The following is a 13,572-nucleotide window of genomic DNA, read 5'->3' on the forward strand; positions in this document are numbered from 1 at the left end:
CCCGCCGCGGCGGCGAGCGGCTGCGGGGCCGGTGTCCCGGAGCCGTCGCGGCGGCCGTTGGCCTCGGGCAGCTCGACCGGGGCGCCGCTGGCCGCGGCCGCGCGCGCCGGAGCGTGACCGGCCCAGGCGAAGACTAGGGCGTCCTCGCCCTTGAGGAAGCGGTGGCACCGGACGCCGCCGGTGGCCCGGCCCTTGGGCGGGTACTCGGTGAACGGCGTGACCTTGACCAGCCCATGCTCGGTGCCGGGCAGGGCGGTGGAGGACCCGGACGCGGTGACCACCACGGAGCCGGCGGGGTCGTCGACCACGCCGAACCAGGCGACCGACTCACCGGACGCGAGCCGCACCCCGGCGATGCCGCCGCCGCCGCGACCCTGGGGACGGACCCCGTCGGCGGAGAAGTGCAGCAGCTGGGCGTCGCTGGTGATGAAGCACAGGGTCTCGCTGCCGGTGGCGAGCTGGGCCGCGCCCACGACCTCGTCGCCGTCCTCGAGGCGGACGACCTCCCACTCGTCCTTGCCCAGCACCTCGGGGTTGACCCGCTTGACCGTGCCGCGGCGGGTGCCGAGGGCCAGCCCGGGCCCGTCGGCGGTGAGCGTGCACAGGGCGAGCGCCCGCTCGCCGGTGTCGAGCGGCAGCACCTCGCTCATCTGGAGCCCGCCGTTGAGGTTGGGGTCGTTGGCCGACGGCGGCAGCACGGCCGTGACCTCCAGCATGCTGAGCCGCAGCACGCGACCGGCCGAGGTCAGGACGCCGATGTCGCCTCGAGCGGTCGTGGCGACGGCCGAGACCACGACGTCGTGGTTGGTGCGGTCCCCGCCGGAGCCGAACGGCTCGTCGGTGCTCGAGCGGGCCAGCAGGCCGCTCGAGGAGAGCAGCGCGTAGCAGGGGTCGTCGGTCATCTCGACCGACGCGGAGGCCGCCACGGGCGCCGCGGCGCCGAGCAGGACCGTGCGGCGAGGGGTGCCGTAGGTCTTCGCGACCTCGGTGAGCTCGTCGCTGACGACCTTGCGCAGCAGCTTGTCGTCGCCCAGGATCGCCTCGAGCTCCTCGATCTCGCGGCGCAGCTCCTCCTGCTCCTTCTCGAGCTCGATGCGGCTGAACCGGGTGAGCCGCCGCAGCTGCATCTCGAGGATGTAGTCGGTCTGGGCCACCGAGAGGTCGAAGACCGACATCAGGCGCTCGCGGGCGGTCGCGGCGTCGTCGCTGGTGCGGATCACCTGGATCACCTCGTCGATGTCGAGCAGGGCGATCAGCAGCCCGTCGACGAGGTGGAGCCGGTCGGCGCGCTTGTTGCGGCGGAACTGCGAGCGGCGGCGCACGACGTCGTAGCGGTGGTCCAGGAAGACCTGGAGCATCTCCTTGAGGCCGAGCGTGCGCGGCTGGCCGTCGACCAGCGCGACGTTGTTGATGCCGAAGGAGTCCTCCATCGGCGTCTGGCGGTAGAGCTGCTCGAGCAGCGCCTCCGGCACGAAGCCGTTCTTGATCTCGATCACCAGGCGCAGGCCGTGCTCGCGGTCGGTGAGGTCCTTCATGTCGGAGATGCCCTGGAGCTTCTTGCCCTGCACGAGGGTCTTGATGCGCTCGACGACCTTCTCGGTGCCCACGCCGTAGGGCAGCTCGGTCACGACGATGCCCTTGCGGCGCCCGATCGTCTCGATCCGGGCGGTGGCGCGCATCCGGAACGAGCCGCGGCCGGTCTCGTAGGCGTCGCGGATGCCGTCGAGGCCGACGATCTTGCCGCCGGTGGGCAGGTCGGGCCCGGGGACGAAGCGCATCAGGTCGTCGACGGTCGCCTTCGGGTGCGAGATCAGGTGGCGCAGGGCCTGGACGACCTCGACGAGGTTGTGCGGCGCGCAGTTGGTGGCCATGCCGACCGCGATGCCGGTCGTGCCGTTGACGACCAGGTGCGGGATCGCCGCGGGCAGGACCGAGGGCTCCAGCTCGCGGGAGTCGTAGTTGGGCTTGAAGTCGACCGTGTCCTCGTCGATCGAGGCGGTCATCGCCACGGCGGCGGGCGCCATGCGGCACTCGGTGTAGCGCATGGCGGCGGGGGAGTCGTCCGGCGAGCCGAAGTTGCCGTGGCCGTCGACGGTCGGCAGCCGCAGCGAGAACGGCTGGGTCATCCGCACGAGCGCGTCGTAGATCGCGCCGTCGCCGTGCGGGTGCAGGCGACCCATGACCTCGCCGACGACGCGGGCGCTCTTGACGTGGCCGCGGTCGGGGCGCAGGCCCATGTCGTTCATCGTGTAGAGGATCCGGCGCTGGACCGGCTTGAGGCCGTCGCGGGCGTCGGGCAGCGCGCGGGAGTAGATGACGGAGTAGGCGTACTCGAGGAACGAGGCCCGCATCTCGTCGCCGACGTCGATGTCGAGGATGTGCTCCTCGAAGTCGTCGGGGACGGGCGGCTGGGGAGTACGACGTGCCATGGGCCCATCCTCTCCCGCACCGACCGGACACCTGGAGGGGGCACGCCGTACACCGGGGACGGGATAGATTGCAGCGGTGAGCGCCGAGCCGACCGAGGAGACCGTCGTTCCCAGCGCGCCCCGTCACTGGGAGGCCGACGTCCTGCTGCGCGACGGGCGCACGGCCCACATCCGGCCGATCCAGCCGGACGACGCCGAGCTGCTCGTGGAGTTCTACGCCCGGGTCTCCGACACGTCGAAGTACTACCGCTTCTTCAGCCCCATGCCGCTGCTCTCGGAACGCGACGTCAAGCGCTTCACCCAGGTCGACCACCAGCAGCGCGTGGCCCTCGTCCTGATGCTCCAGGGCCGGATGATCGCCGTGGGCCGCTTCGACGTGGTCCACCCCGGCGAGGCCGAGGTCGCCTTCCTCGTCGAGGACGAGCACCACGGCCGCGGGATCGCGCAGCTGCTGCTCGAGCACCTCGCCCAGGCCGGTCGCGAGCGCGGAGTCGAGCGCTTCACCGCCGAGGTCCTGCCCGACAACCACCGGATGATCCAGACCTTCCGCGACGCCGGCTACCGCGTCGCCAGCGAGTACGACGAGGGCGTGCTCATGCTGGAGTTCTCCATCGACCCCACCGAGACCGCGATCGGCGTGATGCGCGGGCGCGAGCACCGGGCCGAGGCTGCGTCGATCGAGCGCTTCTTCAACCCGCGGTCGGTGGCCGTCATCGGCGCCAGCCGCCGCCAGGACACGATCGGCCAGGCGCTCGTGCGCAACCTCGTGACCGGCGACTACACGGGCCGCGTCTACGTCGTCAACCAGAGCGCCACCGCCGTCTCGGGGATGCCGGCCTACAAGTCGGTGAGCGAGATCCCCGACGACGTCGACGTCGCGATCGTCGCCGTGCCCGCCGACGCCGTCGAGGACGTCGTGCTCGACTGCGCGGCCAAGGGCGTGCACGGCCTGATCGTCGTCTCGTCCGGCTTCGCCGAGACCGGCGACGAGGGCCGCAAGCGGCAGCGTCGCCTGGTCGGCCTGTCGCGCTCCTACGGCCTGCGCCTGATCGGCCCCAACTGCCTCGGCGTCATCAACACCGACCCGACGGTGTCGATCAACGCCTCCTTGTCGTCGGTCATGCCGGCGCGCGGCCGTGCGGGCTTCTTCTGCCAGTCCGGCGCGCTGGGCTCGGCCATCCTGGAGAAGGTCAAGAACCGCGGCCTGGGCCTCTCGACGTTCGTCAGCGCCGGCAACCGCGCCGACGTGTCCGGCAACGACCTGCTCCAGTACTGGGAGGAGGACGACTCCACCGAGGTCGTCCTGCTCTACCTCGAGTCCATCGGAAACCCGCGCAAGTTCTCCCGCATCGCCCGACGGGTCTCGCTGCGCAAGCCGATCATCGCCGTGCGCTCGGGCCGCACGACCCAGGGCGTCCCGATGGGTCACGCCGTACGCCGGATCGCGGCGCCGCCGCAGGCCGTCGACGCGATGTTCCGCCAGGCCGGCGTCATCCAGGTCGACACGCTGGAGGAGATGTTCGACGTCGCCCAGCTGCTCGCCCACCAGCCGCTGCCGCGGGGGCGCCGCGTGGCGGTCGTGGGCAACTCCGACGCGCTCGGGCTGCTCGCCGTCGACGCGGCCGTGTCGGTCGGGCTGGTCGTCAACAAGTCGGTGGCGCTGGGCGCCGAGGCCACGGCCGACGACTTCGAGGACGCTCTCGACGCCGCCATCGACGACCCCGACATCGACTCGGTCATCGCCGTCTACATCCCGCCGCTGAACGTCTCCGGCGAGGACGTCGCCAATGTCCTGGCCGCCGTGGGGGAGCAGTCCGACAAGCCGCTCGTGTCGTCGTTCCTCGGCGCCGAGGGCGTGCCCGAGCTGCTGCGCGTCCCCGACGTCGCCGGCTCCACCGCCGGACGCGGCTCGGTGCCGTCGTACCCCGCCGTCGAGGCCGCCGTGCGCGCCCTCGCCCGCGTCGTGGAGTACGCCGTGTGGCTGCGCACCCCCGACGGCCCCCAGCCCGACACCGCCGACGTCGACCTCGGCGCCGCCCGTCGTCTCGTGACCGCGGCCCTGGCCGAGCACCCGCAGGGCGTGGCGCTGACGCCCGCGCAGACCCGGGAGCTGCTGGCCGCCTACGACATCGACGTCTGGGAGTGCCGCTCGGTCGACACCCTGCAGGAGGCGCAGGACGCAGGCCGCGAGCTCGACTGGGACGTCGTGCTCAAGGCGACCTCGCACCCGCTGCGGGAGCGCCCCGACCTGGCCCACGTGTGGCGCAACATCGACACTCCCGACGAGATGCGCGACGCGTGGGAGACGCTCACCGAGCTGGTGGGCCAGCCCGAGACATCCGGCTTCGTGGTGCAGAAGAACGCGCCCCCGGGGGTGCCGGTGGCCGTGCGCAGCATCGAGGACCCGCTCTTCGGGCCCGTGGTGTCCTTCGGGATCTCGGGGCCGATCATCGAGCTCCTGGCCGACAAGTCCTACCGGATCCCGCCGTTGGGCGCCCGCGACGCCGCGGCCATGGTGCGCGAGGTGAAGAGCTCCCCGATGCTCTTCGGCTACCGCGGCGCCGACGTCGTCGACGTGGGCGAGGTGGAGCGGCTGATCTCGCGCGTCGCCCAGCTGCAGAACGACATGCCGCAGGTCAGCGCGCTCGAGCTGTCCCTGGTCCTGGCAGGCACGACCGGCGCCAGCGTGCTCACCGCCGAGGCGCGGGTGGAGCCGGTGGCCGACGCCCGCTCGGACCTGTTCGTGCGGCGGATGCCCGAGCTGCCGGGCGACACCCTGCCCAGCTGACCGGAGCGGCTCCCGCGGCCGCGGCGTCACCTCGGTGCCGTCGCCGGGGGAGTAGTGACAGACTGACCGCATGCGCAGCACCCGGACCGACGACCGCGACCGCACCCTGGAGCTCCGGAAGGCCATCGCCCGCACGGGCTACTACCCCGAGGTCGTCGCCGACGGCGTGGACGCGGCGGTCGCCGGCGAGCAGGTGCTCTCCTTCTACGTCCACCACGAGCCCACCTTCGAGCGCGACGAGGTGCGCCGCCACCAGAGCGTGATCGTGCTGACGCCCTCGCGGCTGATCCTGGCCCACACCGACGAGCACGCCGGCGACGACCTGCTGCCGGAGCCCTACACCTCGACGTCCACGGAGGCCATCGCCCTGTCGGCGGTGAAGTCCGTGGTGGTCACGCGGATGACCGCGAACCCGACCTCCGGGCCCACCCCGCCCGCCGAGGCCGTCATGACCATCGGCTGGGGCGGCGTCAGCCGCATCGACCTCGAGCCGGCCGCCTGCGCCGACCCCGACTGCGACGCCGACCACGGCTACACCGGGGTCCTCGCCTCCGACGACTTCTCGCTGCGGGTCAGCGCCGCCGCCGACGGCGGCGAGGCGGTCGCCGGGCTGCTATCCTTCGCCGAGACCCTGTCGGCCCGCACCCACGCCGGGTGAGCGGCTTCCTCGAGCCCGCCTACGGGCAGCGCTCGCTGGGCGACATCGTCCCCGCCGTCGCGAAGGCGCTGGGCGTGCCGGGCGCCGCCGAGCCCACGGGGCTGGTGCTGCCCGACGCGGCGTCGTACGTCGTGTTCCTGATCGACGGCCTCGGGGCCCGCCTGCTCGAGCGCTACGCGCACGCCGCGCCGTACCTCTCGAGCCTGCTGGCCGGGCAGGAGCCGGCCACCGCCGGCGTCCCGTCGACGACGGCCACGAGCCTCACCTCGCTCGGCACGGGCCTCAGCCCCGGCACCCACGGCATGGTCGGCTTCACCTCCCGCGTCCCCGGCACCGACCGGCTGCTCAACGCGTTGTTCTGGGACCAGGACGTCGACCCGCGGGAGTGGCAGCCGCACGAGACGGCGTTCGCGCGGCTGCAGCGCTCGGGCGTGCCGGTGACGGTGGTCAACAAGCGCGAGTTCCGTGACAGCGGGCTGACGGTGGCCGCCCATCGCGGCGGTGAGTTCGTGGGGGCCGACAAGGTCGGCGAGGGGATCGCCGCCGCCGTCGCCTCCTCGTCGGTGCGGCCCTCGCTCACCTATCTCTACGACGGCGACCTCGACTGGACCGGGCACCGCTACGGCGTCAGGTCCAGCCAGTGGCTGATGCAGCTGTCGATGATCGACGCCGAGGCCGAGCAGCTGCGCGAGGCGCTCCCGAGCCACACCCGACTGGTGGTCGTGGCCGACCACGGGATGGTCGACTCCCCGCCGGAGAGCCGCATCGACGTGGACGAGCACCTCGAGCTGCGCGACGGTGTCGCCCTCCTGGGCGGCGAGGCGCGCTTCCGCCACCTCTACTGCCAGCGCGGCGCCGTCGACGACGTCGTCGCGACCTGGACCGAGCGCCTGGGTGAGCGCGCCGAGGTGATGACCCGCGAGACCGCCATCGCGCGCGGCTGGTTCGGTGCGGTCGCGCCGCTCGTGCTTCCCCGCCTCGGCGACGTGGTGGTGGCCGCCCGAGGGGACCACGCCGTGCTGTCGTCGGTCGACTTCCCGTACGAGGCGAGCCTCGTCGGGCTGCACGGCTCGCTCACCGAGGACGAGATGCTGATCCCCCTCGTCGTCGACTGAGCCGGAGCCGACCTAGCCGGCGTCGACCCGCGCCGTGTGCTCCAGCACGGCGCTCGCGAGCGCCTCGGGCGCCTCCTGCGCCACCAGGTGCCCGACCCCCGCGAGGTGCACCGACGTCACGTCGGCTCCCGCCACCTGGCCGAACGTGCTCGCGGTGAACGGGTGGCTCGCGGCGTCGACGGTGAGGACCGGCATCGAGAGCGGGGACGCCTCCGCCAGGGCACGGGTCCGGCCGGCGTCGGCGAACAGCGACCGGTACAGCCCCGCGCTGCCCCGCCAGGCGTGGGGGCGGGAGTAGGTCCGGACGAACTCGACGGCGTCCTCCTCGGTGACCGTGCCCGGCGCCGCCATCAGGGACCAGGCCCAGTCGAGGAGGGCACGCTCGTGGCCGGGGAGCAACAGCTCCGGGATGCCTGGGGCGCCGAGCATCCCGACGTGCCAGGAGCCGCCGTGGTTGACGTCGGCGAGCGTCTCGAGCCCGAAGCCGGCCAGCGTGCTCTCGACGGCCACCAGGCTGAGCACGTCGTCCGGGTGCCGGGCCGCGAGCTGGAAGCCGATGCCGCCGCTGATGTCCTGGACGAGCAGGTGCACGGGTCCCTCGCCGAGGTGCTCCACGAGCCGGTGCAGGTCCGCCACGGAGTCCGCCTCGTCGTAGTCGCCGTCGCCGTTGCCGGAGTCGCCGAAGCCGCGCAGGTCGACGGCGTGGACGCGGTGCTCCCGGGCCAGCAGCGGGATCAGGCGGTGGAAGGCCCACCAGGTCTCGGGCCAGCCGTGGACCAGCAGGACGGGGGAGCCGGCCGCGCCGGCGGAGACGTGGTGCAGCCGGGTGCCGTCCAGGTCGGTGAGGTGATGCGTGACCTCCGGGATGGTGGCGGCGGACGGGGCGGTGAGCGTCACGGGGACTCCTGCATAGTGGACAACGTGGTTGTCCTCCACTATAGACAACTCAGTTGTCTTGTTCAAGTCGATCGTATGCTCTGCCGCATGTCCCGATCCGGCGCCGACCTCGCGCTGCTGATGCTGGGCGGATTCCGGGTGCTGGCCGACCGGGCGACCGCCGAGCTCGCGGCGCGGGGTCACGACGACGTGCGCCCGGTCCACGACTTCGCCCTCCAGGCGATCCTGTCGGGTGCCGACAGCGCCTCCGAGCTGGGCCGCCGGATGTCGGTGACCAAGCAGGCGGCCGCCAAGACGATCGCGGCCCTCGAGGAGCGGCGCTACGTCGTGCGCGAGCCGGACCCGGACGACCGCCGTCGGATGCGGCTCCAGGTGACCGACCACGGCCTGGCCATGCTGCGCGAGGGGGAGGCGATCTTCGACGAGATGCGCCGCTCGTGGGAGGAGCAGGTGGGCGCCGACGTCCTGCGCGAGGTCGAGAGCGCGCTGCGGGCGCTGGTCGGCGACCGGACGGTCCGGCTGGACTCACCGGGCTGGGTGGGCCACGAGCTCGAGTCGTAGCCGGAGGGGGCTCAGCCGAACGGCAGCGGCTCCGCGGCCAGGCTCACGGCGTGGGCCCGGGCGGCGGTCAGCCGGCGCCGGTGGTGCTGGCGGCAGAGGACCTCGTAGGACACCTCGGCCGGCTCGCCGGCCACCGCCTCGTCCGGCTGCTCGACGTCGCCGACGACGATGACCTCGCCCTCGACCACCATGACGCCGTCCTCGGTGCGCGCGTTGTGGGTGGCGCGCTTGCCGCACCAGCACAGGGTCTCGACCTGGAGCACGTTCATCCGGTCCGCGAGCTCGACCAGGCGCGCGCTGCCCTCGAAGAGCGAGGTGCGGAAGTCGGTGAGGATCCCGAACGCGAAGACGTCGATCTGGAGCTCGTCGACGACCTTGGCCAGGTCGTCGACCTGGGCGCGCGTGTAGAACTGGGCCTCGTCGCAGATCAGGTAGTCGATGCGGCCGCCCTGGGTGAGGGCGTCGACGACGTAGCGCCAGAAGTCGAACTCCGGCGCCACCTCGATCGCCTCGTGCGCCAGGCCGAGCCGGCTCGACAGCGTGGCCTCGCCGGCGCGGTCGAGGGTGGTGAAGATCCGCCCCTGCCGACCGCGCACCGCGTGGTTGTGGTTGGTCTGGAGCGCCAACGTACTCTTGCCGGAGTCCATGGTCCCGGTGAAGAAGTGCAGTTCCGCCACGCGGCGCATCCTGTCACGGGCCATCACGGAGAAGGGGCGGCGACCTCCCACAGGTGCCCGTCAGGGTCGGCGAACGTCCCGGTGTGGCCCCACGGACGCTGCTGCGCCGGGCTCACGACCTCGCCGCCGGCCTCTGCTGCCCGGGCCAGCAGGCCGTCGACCTCCGCCGGGGACCCGGCGGCGAGGCTGAGCAGGCACTCGGCCGTGTCGCGGGCCGCCGTCGTCCGGCCGGCCGTGACCCACCCGAAGCCGTCCGTGGGGATCAGCATCACGTGCAGCCCGTCGTTGAGTGCCACCTGGAGGGGCTCGGGCACACCGTCGTCGGCGGGCTCTCCGGGGGTGGCGAAGCCGAGGGCGGCGAAGAAGTCGTGGGCTCGCCTGCGGTCGTCGGTGGGCAGGCACAGGGTGACGCGCTGGGTCCTCATGCCTGCTGGACCCGTCGCGGACGACGGACTCATCGCTCCGGGCAGGATGGGCGCATGACGACCCCGAGCCCGCTGATCTCCACCTCCGAGCTGCGCGACCTCCTCGTTGAGGATCATGCCGGGCCCACGCTGCTGGACGTGCGCTACCGCATGGGCGGTCCCTCCGGCCCCGAGGTGTACGCCGCCGGCCACCTGCCCGGCGCGGTCTACGTCGACCTCGACGCCGACCTCGCGTCGCCTCCGGGCGCGGGCGGGCGGCACCCGCTGCCGGACCCGGCGGCCTTCGAGCAGGCGATGCGGCGGGTGGGCGTCTCCTCAGGGCGCCCGGTCGTGGTCTACGACGACTGGTCGGCGCACGCCGCGGGGCGGGCGTGGTGGCTGCTGCGCCTGCACGGACACCCGGACGTGCGCGTGCTCGACGGCGGGCTGTCGGCCTGGGTCGCCGACGGCGGTCCGGTCGCCCAGGGGAGCGTGGCCCCGGAGCCGGGCGACTTCACGCGCGCGGAGTTCCCGGGCATGCCGGTGGTCGACGCCGACGGGGTGCTCGACGTCGAGGTGCTGGTCGACGCGCGCGCCGCCGAGCGCTACCGCGGCGAGGTCGAGCCGGTCGACCCCGTGGCCGGCCATGTCCCGGGTGCGGTCAACGTGCCCACCTCGTGCAACCTCGCCGATGACGGGCGCTTCCGCTCCGCCGAGGAGCTGCGCGCCGTCTACGAGCAGGTCGGCGCGGTCCCGGGGGCCGACGTGGCGGTGTACTGCGGGTCGGGCGTGACCGCCACCCACGACGTGATCGCGATGGAGCTCGCCGGAGTCACGGCGGCGCTCTACCCCGGCAGCTGGAGCGGCTGGGTCGCCGACCCCTCGCGGCCCGTCGAGCGCTGAGCTCGGAGGGTGAGCGGGGTCACGGCGGCGCCACCCCTTGGGGGGGAGCTGCTCGGGCGCCACGGGGGCACCGGCCGCCCGTACGACGTACACGACGTGACGGGTATCCGACCCGTCGAAGACGGGCATCGTCACGTCGGCGTCATCCCCGAGGAGACACCCATGTCGAGCACCACCACGAGCAACCACGCCTCCCAGAGCGACCGCGCCACCCACGACCGGCGCCTCAGCACGGAGACCAAGGCGTCGTTCAAGACGACCGAGCTGGTCGCCTACGTCGCGGCCGTCATCGGCGTCCTGGTCGCCGCCGCCATGGTCGACCGGGGCGACTTCGGCGCGCAGGAGGCCTGGTTCTACGTCACGCTGCTGACCATCGGCTACATGGTGAGCCGCGGCCTGGCCAAGTCCGGCAGCCGCGACTTCTACAGCGACGCGAAGCGCGACCACTGATCCTCAGGCGCTGCCCCGGCCCCTCGAGGGGCCGGGGCAGCGCGCTTCCCACTGCCAGGAGTCCACGATGTTCCTCTTCTTCAACAACCGCCTCGGCTGCGCCGGCTCGCTGCTGGTCTCGCTGGCCCTGAGCACCGTCCTGCTCCTCGTCCTGCTGCTCCTCAACCGCTGAAGGTGTCCTGCCCATGATGTTCCTGCTGCGCCTGCTGCTGTGGTCGGGCGCCTCCGTGCCCGCCCCCCACGACACCGACCGCGAGGGCCCGCTGTCTCACCAGTGAACGCCCCTGAACAGTCGCGCCAGCATGATCTGCACGGACTCGCGGTCCCCGCCCGTGTCGTCGTCACCCCTGGCGGCGGGCGAGTCGGGGAAGACGTGGTAGGCCAGGTTGAGCAGCCGGAAGGACAGCTTCGGGGCGACCGTGTGGGCCACCGCGCCGACGTTGCCGAGCAGCGTGTTGATCTCGTGGGGGCGTCCGACCATGGCCTCGACCACGAGGTCCGCGGCCTGCGCGGGTGAGATCGTGGGGAACTTGTCGTAGAGCTTGGTCGGGGCGATCATCGGCGTCCGCACCAGCGGCATGTGGATGTTGGTGAAGGTGACGCCGTCCCCCACGAGCTCGGAGGACACGACATTGCTCCACGAGTCGAGCGCCGCCTTCGAGGCGACGTATGCCGAGAAGCGCGGGGGGTTGGTCTGGACCCCGATCGAGCTGACGTTGACGACGTGGCCCCGCCGCTGCTCGCGCATCTGCGGCACCAGCCCCATGACGAGGCGGATCGCGCCGAAGTAGTTGAGCTGCATCGTGCGCTCGAAGTCGTGGAACCGGTCGTGCGAGAGCTTCAGGGACCGCCGGATCGAGCGGCCGGCGTTGTTGACCACGAAGTCCACCGACCCGAGCTCGGCCACGACCTGCTCGCACAGGCGGTCGATCGCCTCGAGGTCGGACAGGTCGCAGGCGAAGACGTGGGCGGTGCCGCCCCGCCGCTCGATGGCGGCGCGCGTCTCCTCCAGCTTGTCCTTCCCGCGCGCGACCAGCACCGGGATCCCGCCGGCCTGGGCGACCTTCAGCGCGGTGACCTGGCCGATGCCGGACGAGGCGCCGGTGATCAGGACGCGCTTGCCGCTGAGCGCCTCGCGGATGCGGGGGTCGCGCCCGGTCGACGCGTCGAGGTGCTCCTCCCAGTAGCTCCACAGGACCCCGGCGTAGGCCTCCAGGTCGGGAACGCCGATCCCGGAGCCGGCGAGCGCCCGCTCGGTGCGGCGGGAGTCGAAGACCGCGGAGAACGAGCTGTGGCCCAGGACCTCCGCCGGGACCCCGAGCCGGCCGAGCGTCTGGTCGAGCACCACCTGGACCAGCGGGTTGCGCACCACCTGCGTCGCGATCGTGGCGGGCCGCAGCGCCCGGGGGACCAGCGCGAGCGGGCCGCGGGGCACGCCGCGGTCGATCGGCGTCGCGAACGTCGGGGCGCCGGCCGCGGCGCAGAACGTATTGACCATGTCGACGACCGGCTGTGGCTCGGGGTTGACCAGGTGGAAGGCCTCGCCGTCGCGGTCGGGCAGGTGGGCCAGGTGGTCCATGGCCGCGGCGACGTAGTCGACCGGTACGACGTTGGTGTCGCCCAGGTCGACGCCCACCAGGGGCAGCCAGGCCGGCAGCCGGTCGCGCAGCTGCTTCATCAGCGGGAAGAAGTAGTAGGGGCCGTCGACCTTGTCCATCTCGCCGGTCGTGCTGTCGCCCACGACGATCGCCGGTCGGTAGACCCGCCAGGGGACCTCGCACTCCTCGCGCACGATGCGCTCGGACTCGTACTTGGTGCGGTGGTAGGGCGAGGGCAGCCGCTGGCCCTCCGCGAACATCGTCTCGTCGAAGCGGCCCCGGTGGTCGCCGGCCGCCGCGACCGAGGACACCTGGTGGAAGCAGCCGGCCTCGAGCCGACCCGCCAGCTCGACGGCGTGACGGGTGCCGCCGACGTTCAGCTGCTCGTTGGTGGCGTCGTCAGCGGTCATGTCGTAGATCGCCGCGAGGTGGAACACGTGGTCGATGCGGCCGCGGTGCTCGGCCACCCAGTCCTCGTCGACGCCGAGCCCCGGCTCGGCCAGGTCGCCGACGACCGGCACCACCCGCTCCGAGCCCCACTGCCGCGTCAGCGCCTCCAGCCGCGCCAGCGACCCCTCGCGCACCAGCACGAACACCTCGCCGTCGCGGTGGTCGAGCAGCTCCTGCACGAGGTGGCGCCCGATGAACCCTGTGGCGCCCGTCACGAAGTACGACATGCCGCGAGGCTACTCGCCCTCGTGGCCGACCCACGGCGCTCCACCGTGGGTTGAGCTGGCGCCACCGGGGGTCGAGGAGGCGCGCCACCGTGGCTTGAGGAAGGCGCGCCAGCGCCTGTCTCGAAACCCTCGTCCACAGGGGGGCCTCACCGGCGTCGACGTCGGCACCACGATCGGCCGACGTGGGCGGAGGCCTGGGTCTACATCCTTCAGTGCAGTGACGGCAGCTACTACGCGGCAGCACGATCGACCTCGAGGGACGGGTCAGCGCGCACGACCTCGGTCTCGGGGCGGCGTACACGAGCCGGCGCCGCCCGGTCCGCCTGCTGCGGGCGGCGGAGTTCTCACGCAAGGACGACTGCCCGGAGGTTTCGAGACGGTTGCTAGCGCAACCTCCTCAACCTCCGGTGACTCG

11 protein-coding genes are annotated in these 13,572 nt (G+C 72.7%); 6 read left to right on the plus strand and 5 right to left on the minus strand.

The annotated features are described in order from the left end of the window. A partial coding sequence (locus IRQ30_RS14835) for a DNA gyrase/topoisomerase IV subunit A (RefSeq protein ID WP_193613804.1) occupies positions 1-2,429 on the minus strand: 2,429 nt, incomplete at its 3' end. A 76-nt stretch (positions 2,430-2,505) separates the two neighbouring features. On the opposite strand from IRQ30_RS14835, the gene IRQ30_RS14840 reads away from it, so the two are divergent. From IRQ30_RS14840 to IRQ30_RS14850, 3 genes are all read left to right on the plus strand, one after another. Continuing rightward, on the plus strand, positions 2,506-5,217 hold the full coding sequence (locus IRQ30_RS14840; RefSeq protein WP_193613806.1) for a GNAT family N-acetyltransferase: 2,712 nt from the start codon (positions 2,506-2,508) through the stop codon (positions 5,215-5,217). Positions 5,218-5,287: 70 nt separating this feature from the next. Beyond that, positions 5,288-5,875 carry a DUF5998 family protein gene (locus IRQ30_RS14845; protein WP_193607166.1) on the plus strand — a complete coding sequence of 196 codons (588 nt, stop codon included), beginning with the start codon at positions 5,288-5,290 and terminating at the stop codon, positions 5,873-5,875. Next, positions 5,872-6,990: an alkaline phosphatase family protein gene (locus IRQ30_RS14850; RefSeq protein ID WP_193613808.1), complete on the plus strand. Its 1,119-nt coding sequence runs from the start codon at positions 5,872-5,874 to the stop codon at positions 6,988-6,990. Before IRQ30_RS14845 ends, IRQ30_RS14850 begins: the two co-directional genes overlap by 4 nt. Before the next feature lie 12 nt (positions 6,991-7,002). On the opposite strand, the gene IRQ30_RS14855 is transcribed toward IRQ30_RS14850, so the two are convergent. Continuing rightward, positions 7,003-7,887 (minus strand): alpha/beta fold hydrolase, encoded by an 885-nt coding sequence (locus tag IRQ30_RS14855; protein WP_193613810.1) that lies wholly within the window; start codon positions 7,885-7,887, stop codon positions 7,003-7,005. Between the two features lie 87 nt (positions 7,888-7,974). Here IRQ30_RS14855 and IRQ30_RS14860 point away from each other — a divergent pair, with 87 nt between their 5' ends. Further along, the gene (locus IRQ30_RS14860) at positions 7,975-8,448 is read left to right on the plus strand and encodes a MarR family winged helix-turn-helix transcriptional regulator (RefSeq protein WP_193613812.1); all 474 of its coding nucleotides are present in this window, start codon (positions 7,975-7,977) and stop codon (positions 8,446-8,448) included. An 11-nt stretch (positions 8,449-8,459) separates the two neighbouring features. Here IRQ30_RS14860 and IRQ30_RS14865 read toward each other — a convergent pair whose 3' ends face one another. Together IRQ30_RS14865 and IRQ30_RS14870 are read right to left on the minus strand one after the other, a co-directional pair. Continuing rightward, the gene (locus IRQ30_RS14865) at positions 8,460-9,125 is read right to left on the minus strand and encodes a thymidine kinase (protein ID WP_193607170.1); all 666 of its coding nucleotides are present in this window, start codon (positions 9,123-9,125) and stop codon (positions 8,460-8,462) included. A gap of 23 nt (positions 9,126-9,148) precedes the next feature. Beyond that, positions 9,149-9,550, minus strand: coding sequence for a VOC family protein (locus tag IRQ30_RS14870; protein ID WP_338089720.1), 402 nt, complete (start codon positions 9,548-9,550; stop codon positions 9,149-9,151). A gap of 54 nt (positions 9,551-9,604) precedes the next feature. On the opposite strand from IRQ30_RS14870, the gene IRQ30_RS14875 reads away from it, so the two are divergent. Continuing rightward, on the plus strand, positions 9,605-10,432 hold the full coding sequence (locus tag IRQ30_RS14875) for a sulfurtransferase (protein ID WP_227467645.1): 828 nt from the start codon (positions 9,605-9,607) through the stop codon (positions 10,430-10,432). A gap of 162 nt (positions 10,433-10,594) precedes the next feature. Next, positions 10,595-10,882, plus strand: coding sequence for a hypothetical protein (locus tag IRQ30_RS14880; RefSeq protein WP_193613818.1), 288 nt, complete (start codon positions 10,595-10,597; stop codon positions 10,880-10,882). Between the two features lie 268 nt (positions 10,883-11,150). Here IRQ30_RS14880 and IRQ30_RS14885 read toward each other — a convergent pair whose 3' ends face one another. Then, positions 11,151-13,157: an SDR family oxidoreductase gene (locus tag IRQ30_RS14885; RefSeq protein WP_193613820.1), complete on the minus strand. Its 2,007-nt coding sequence runs from the start codon at positions 13,155-13,157 to the stop codon at positions 11,151-11,153. Between the last annotated feature and the right edge of the window lie 415 nt (positions 13,158-13,572).

Origin of the sequence: Nocardioides lijunqiniae, from assembly GCF_015024225.1 — a bacterium.
Lineage (GTDB): Bacteria > Actinomycetota > Actinomycetes > Propionibacteriales > Nocardioidaceae > Nocardioides > Nocardioides lijunqiniae.

Excerpts from the sequence above, each read along its gene's own strand:
- IRQ30_RS14845 (WP_193607166.1), top strand. The coding sequence starts at position 5,288 with ATGCGCAGCACCCGGACCGACGACCGCGACCGCACCCTGGAGCTCCGG.
- IRQ30_RS14860 (WP_193613812.1), top strand. The coding sequence starts at position 7,975 with ATGTCCCGATCCGGCGCCGACCTCGCGCTGCTGATGCTGGGCGGATTC.
- IRQ30_RS14870 (WP_338089720.1), bottom strand. The coding sequence starts at position 9,550 with ATGAGGACCCAGCGCGTCACCCTGTGCCTGCCCACCGACGACCGCAGG.
- IRQ30_RS14875 (WP_227467645.1), top strand. The coding sequence starts at position 9,605 with ATGACGACCCCGAGCCCGCTGATCTCCACCTCCGAGCTGCGCGACCTC.
- IRQ30_RS14880 (WP_193613818.1), top strand. The coding sequence starts at position 10,595 with ATGTCGAGCACCACCACGAGCAACCACGCCTCCCAGAGCGACCGCGCC.
- IRQ30_RS14885 (WP_193613820.1), bottom strand. The coding sequence starts at position 13,157 with ATGTCGTACTTCGTGACGGGCGCCACAGGGTTCATCGGGCGCCACCTC.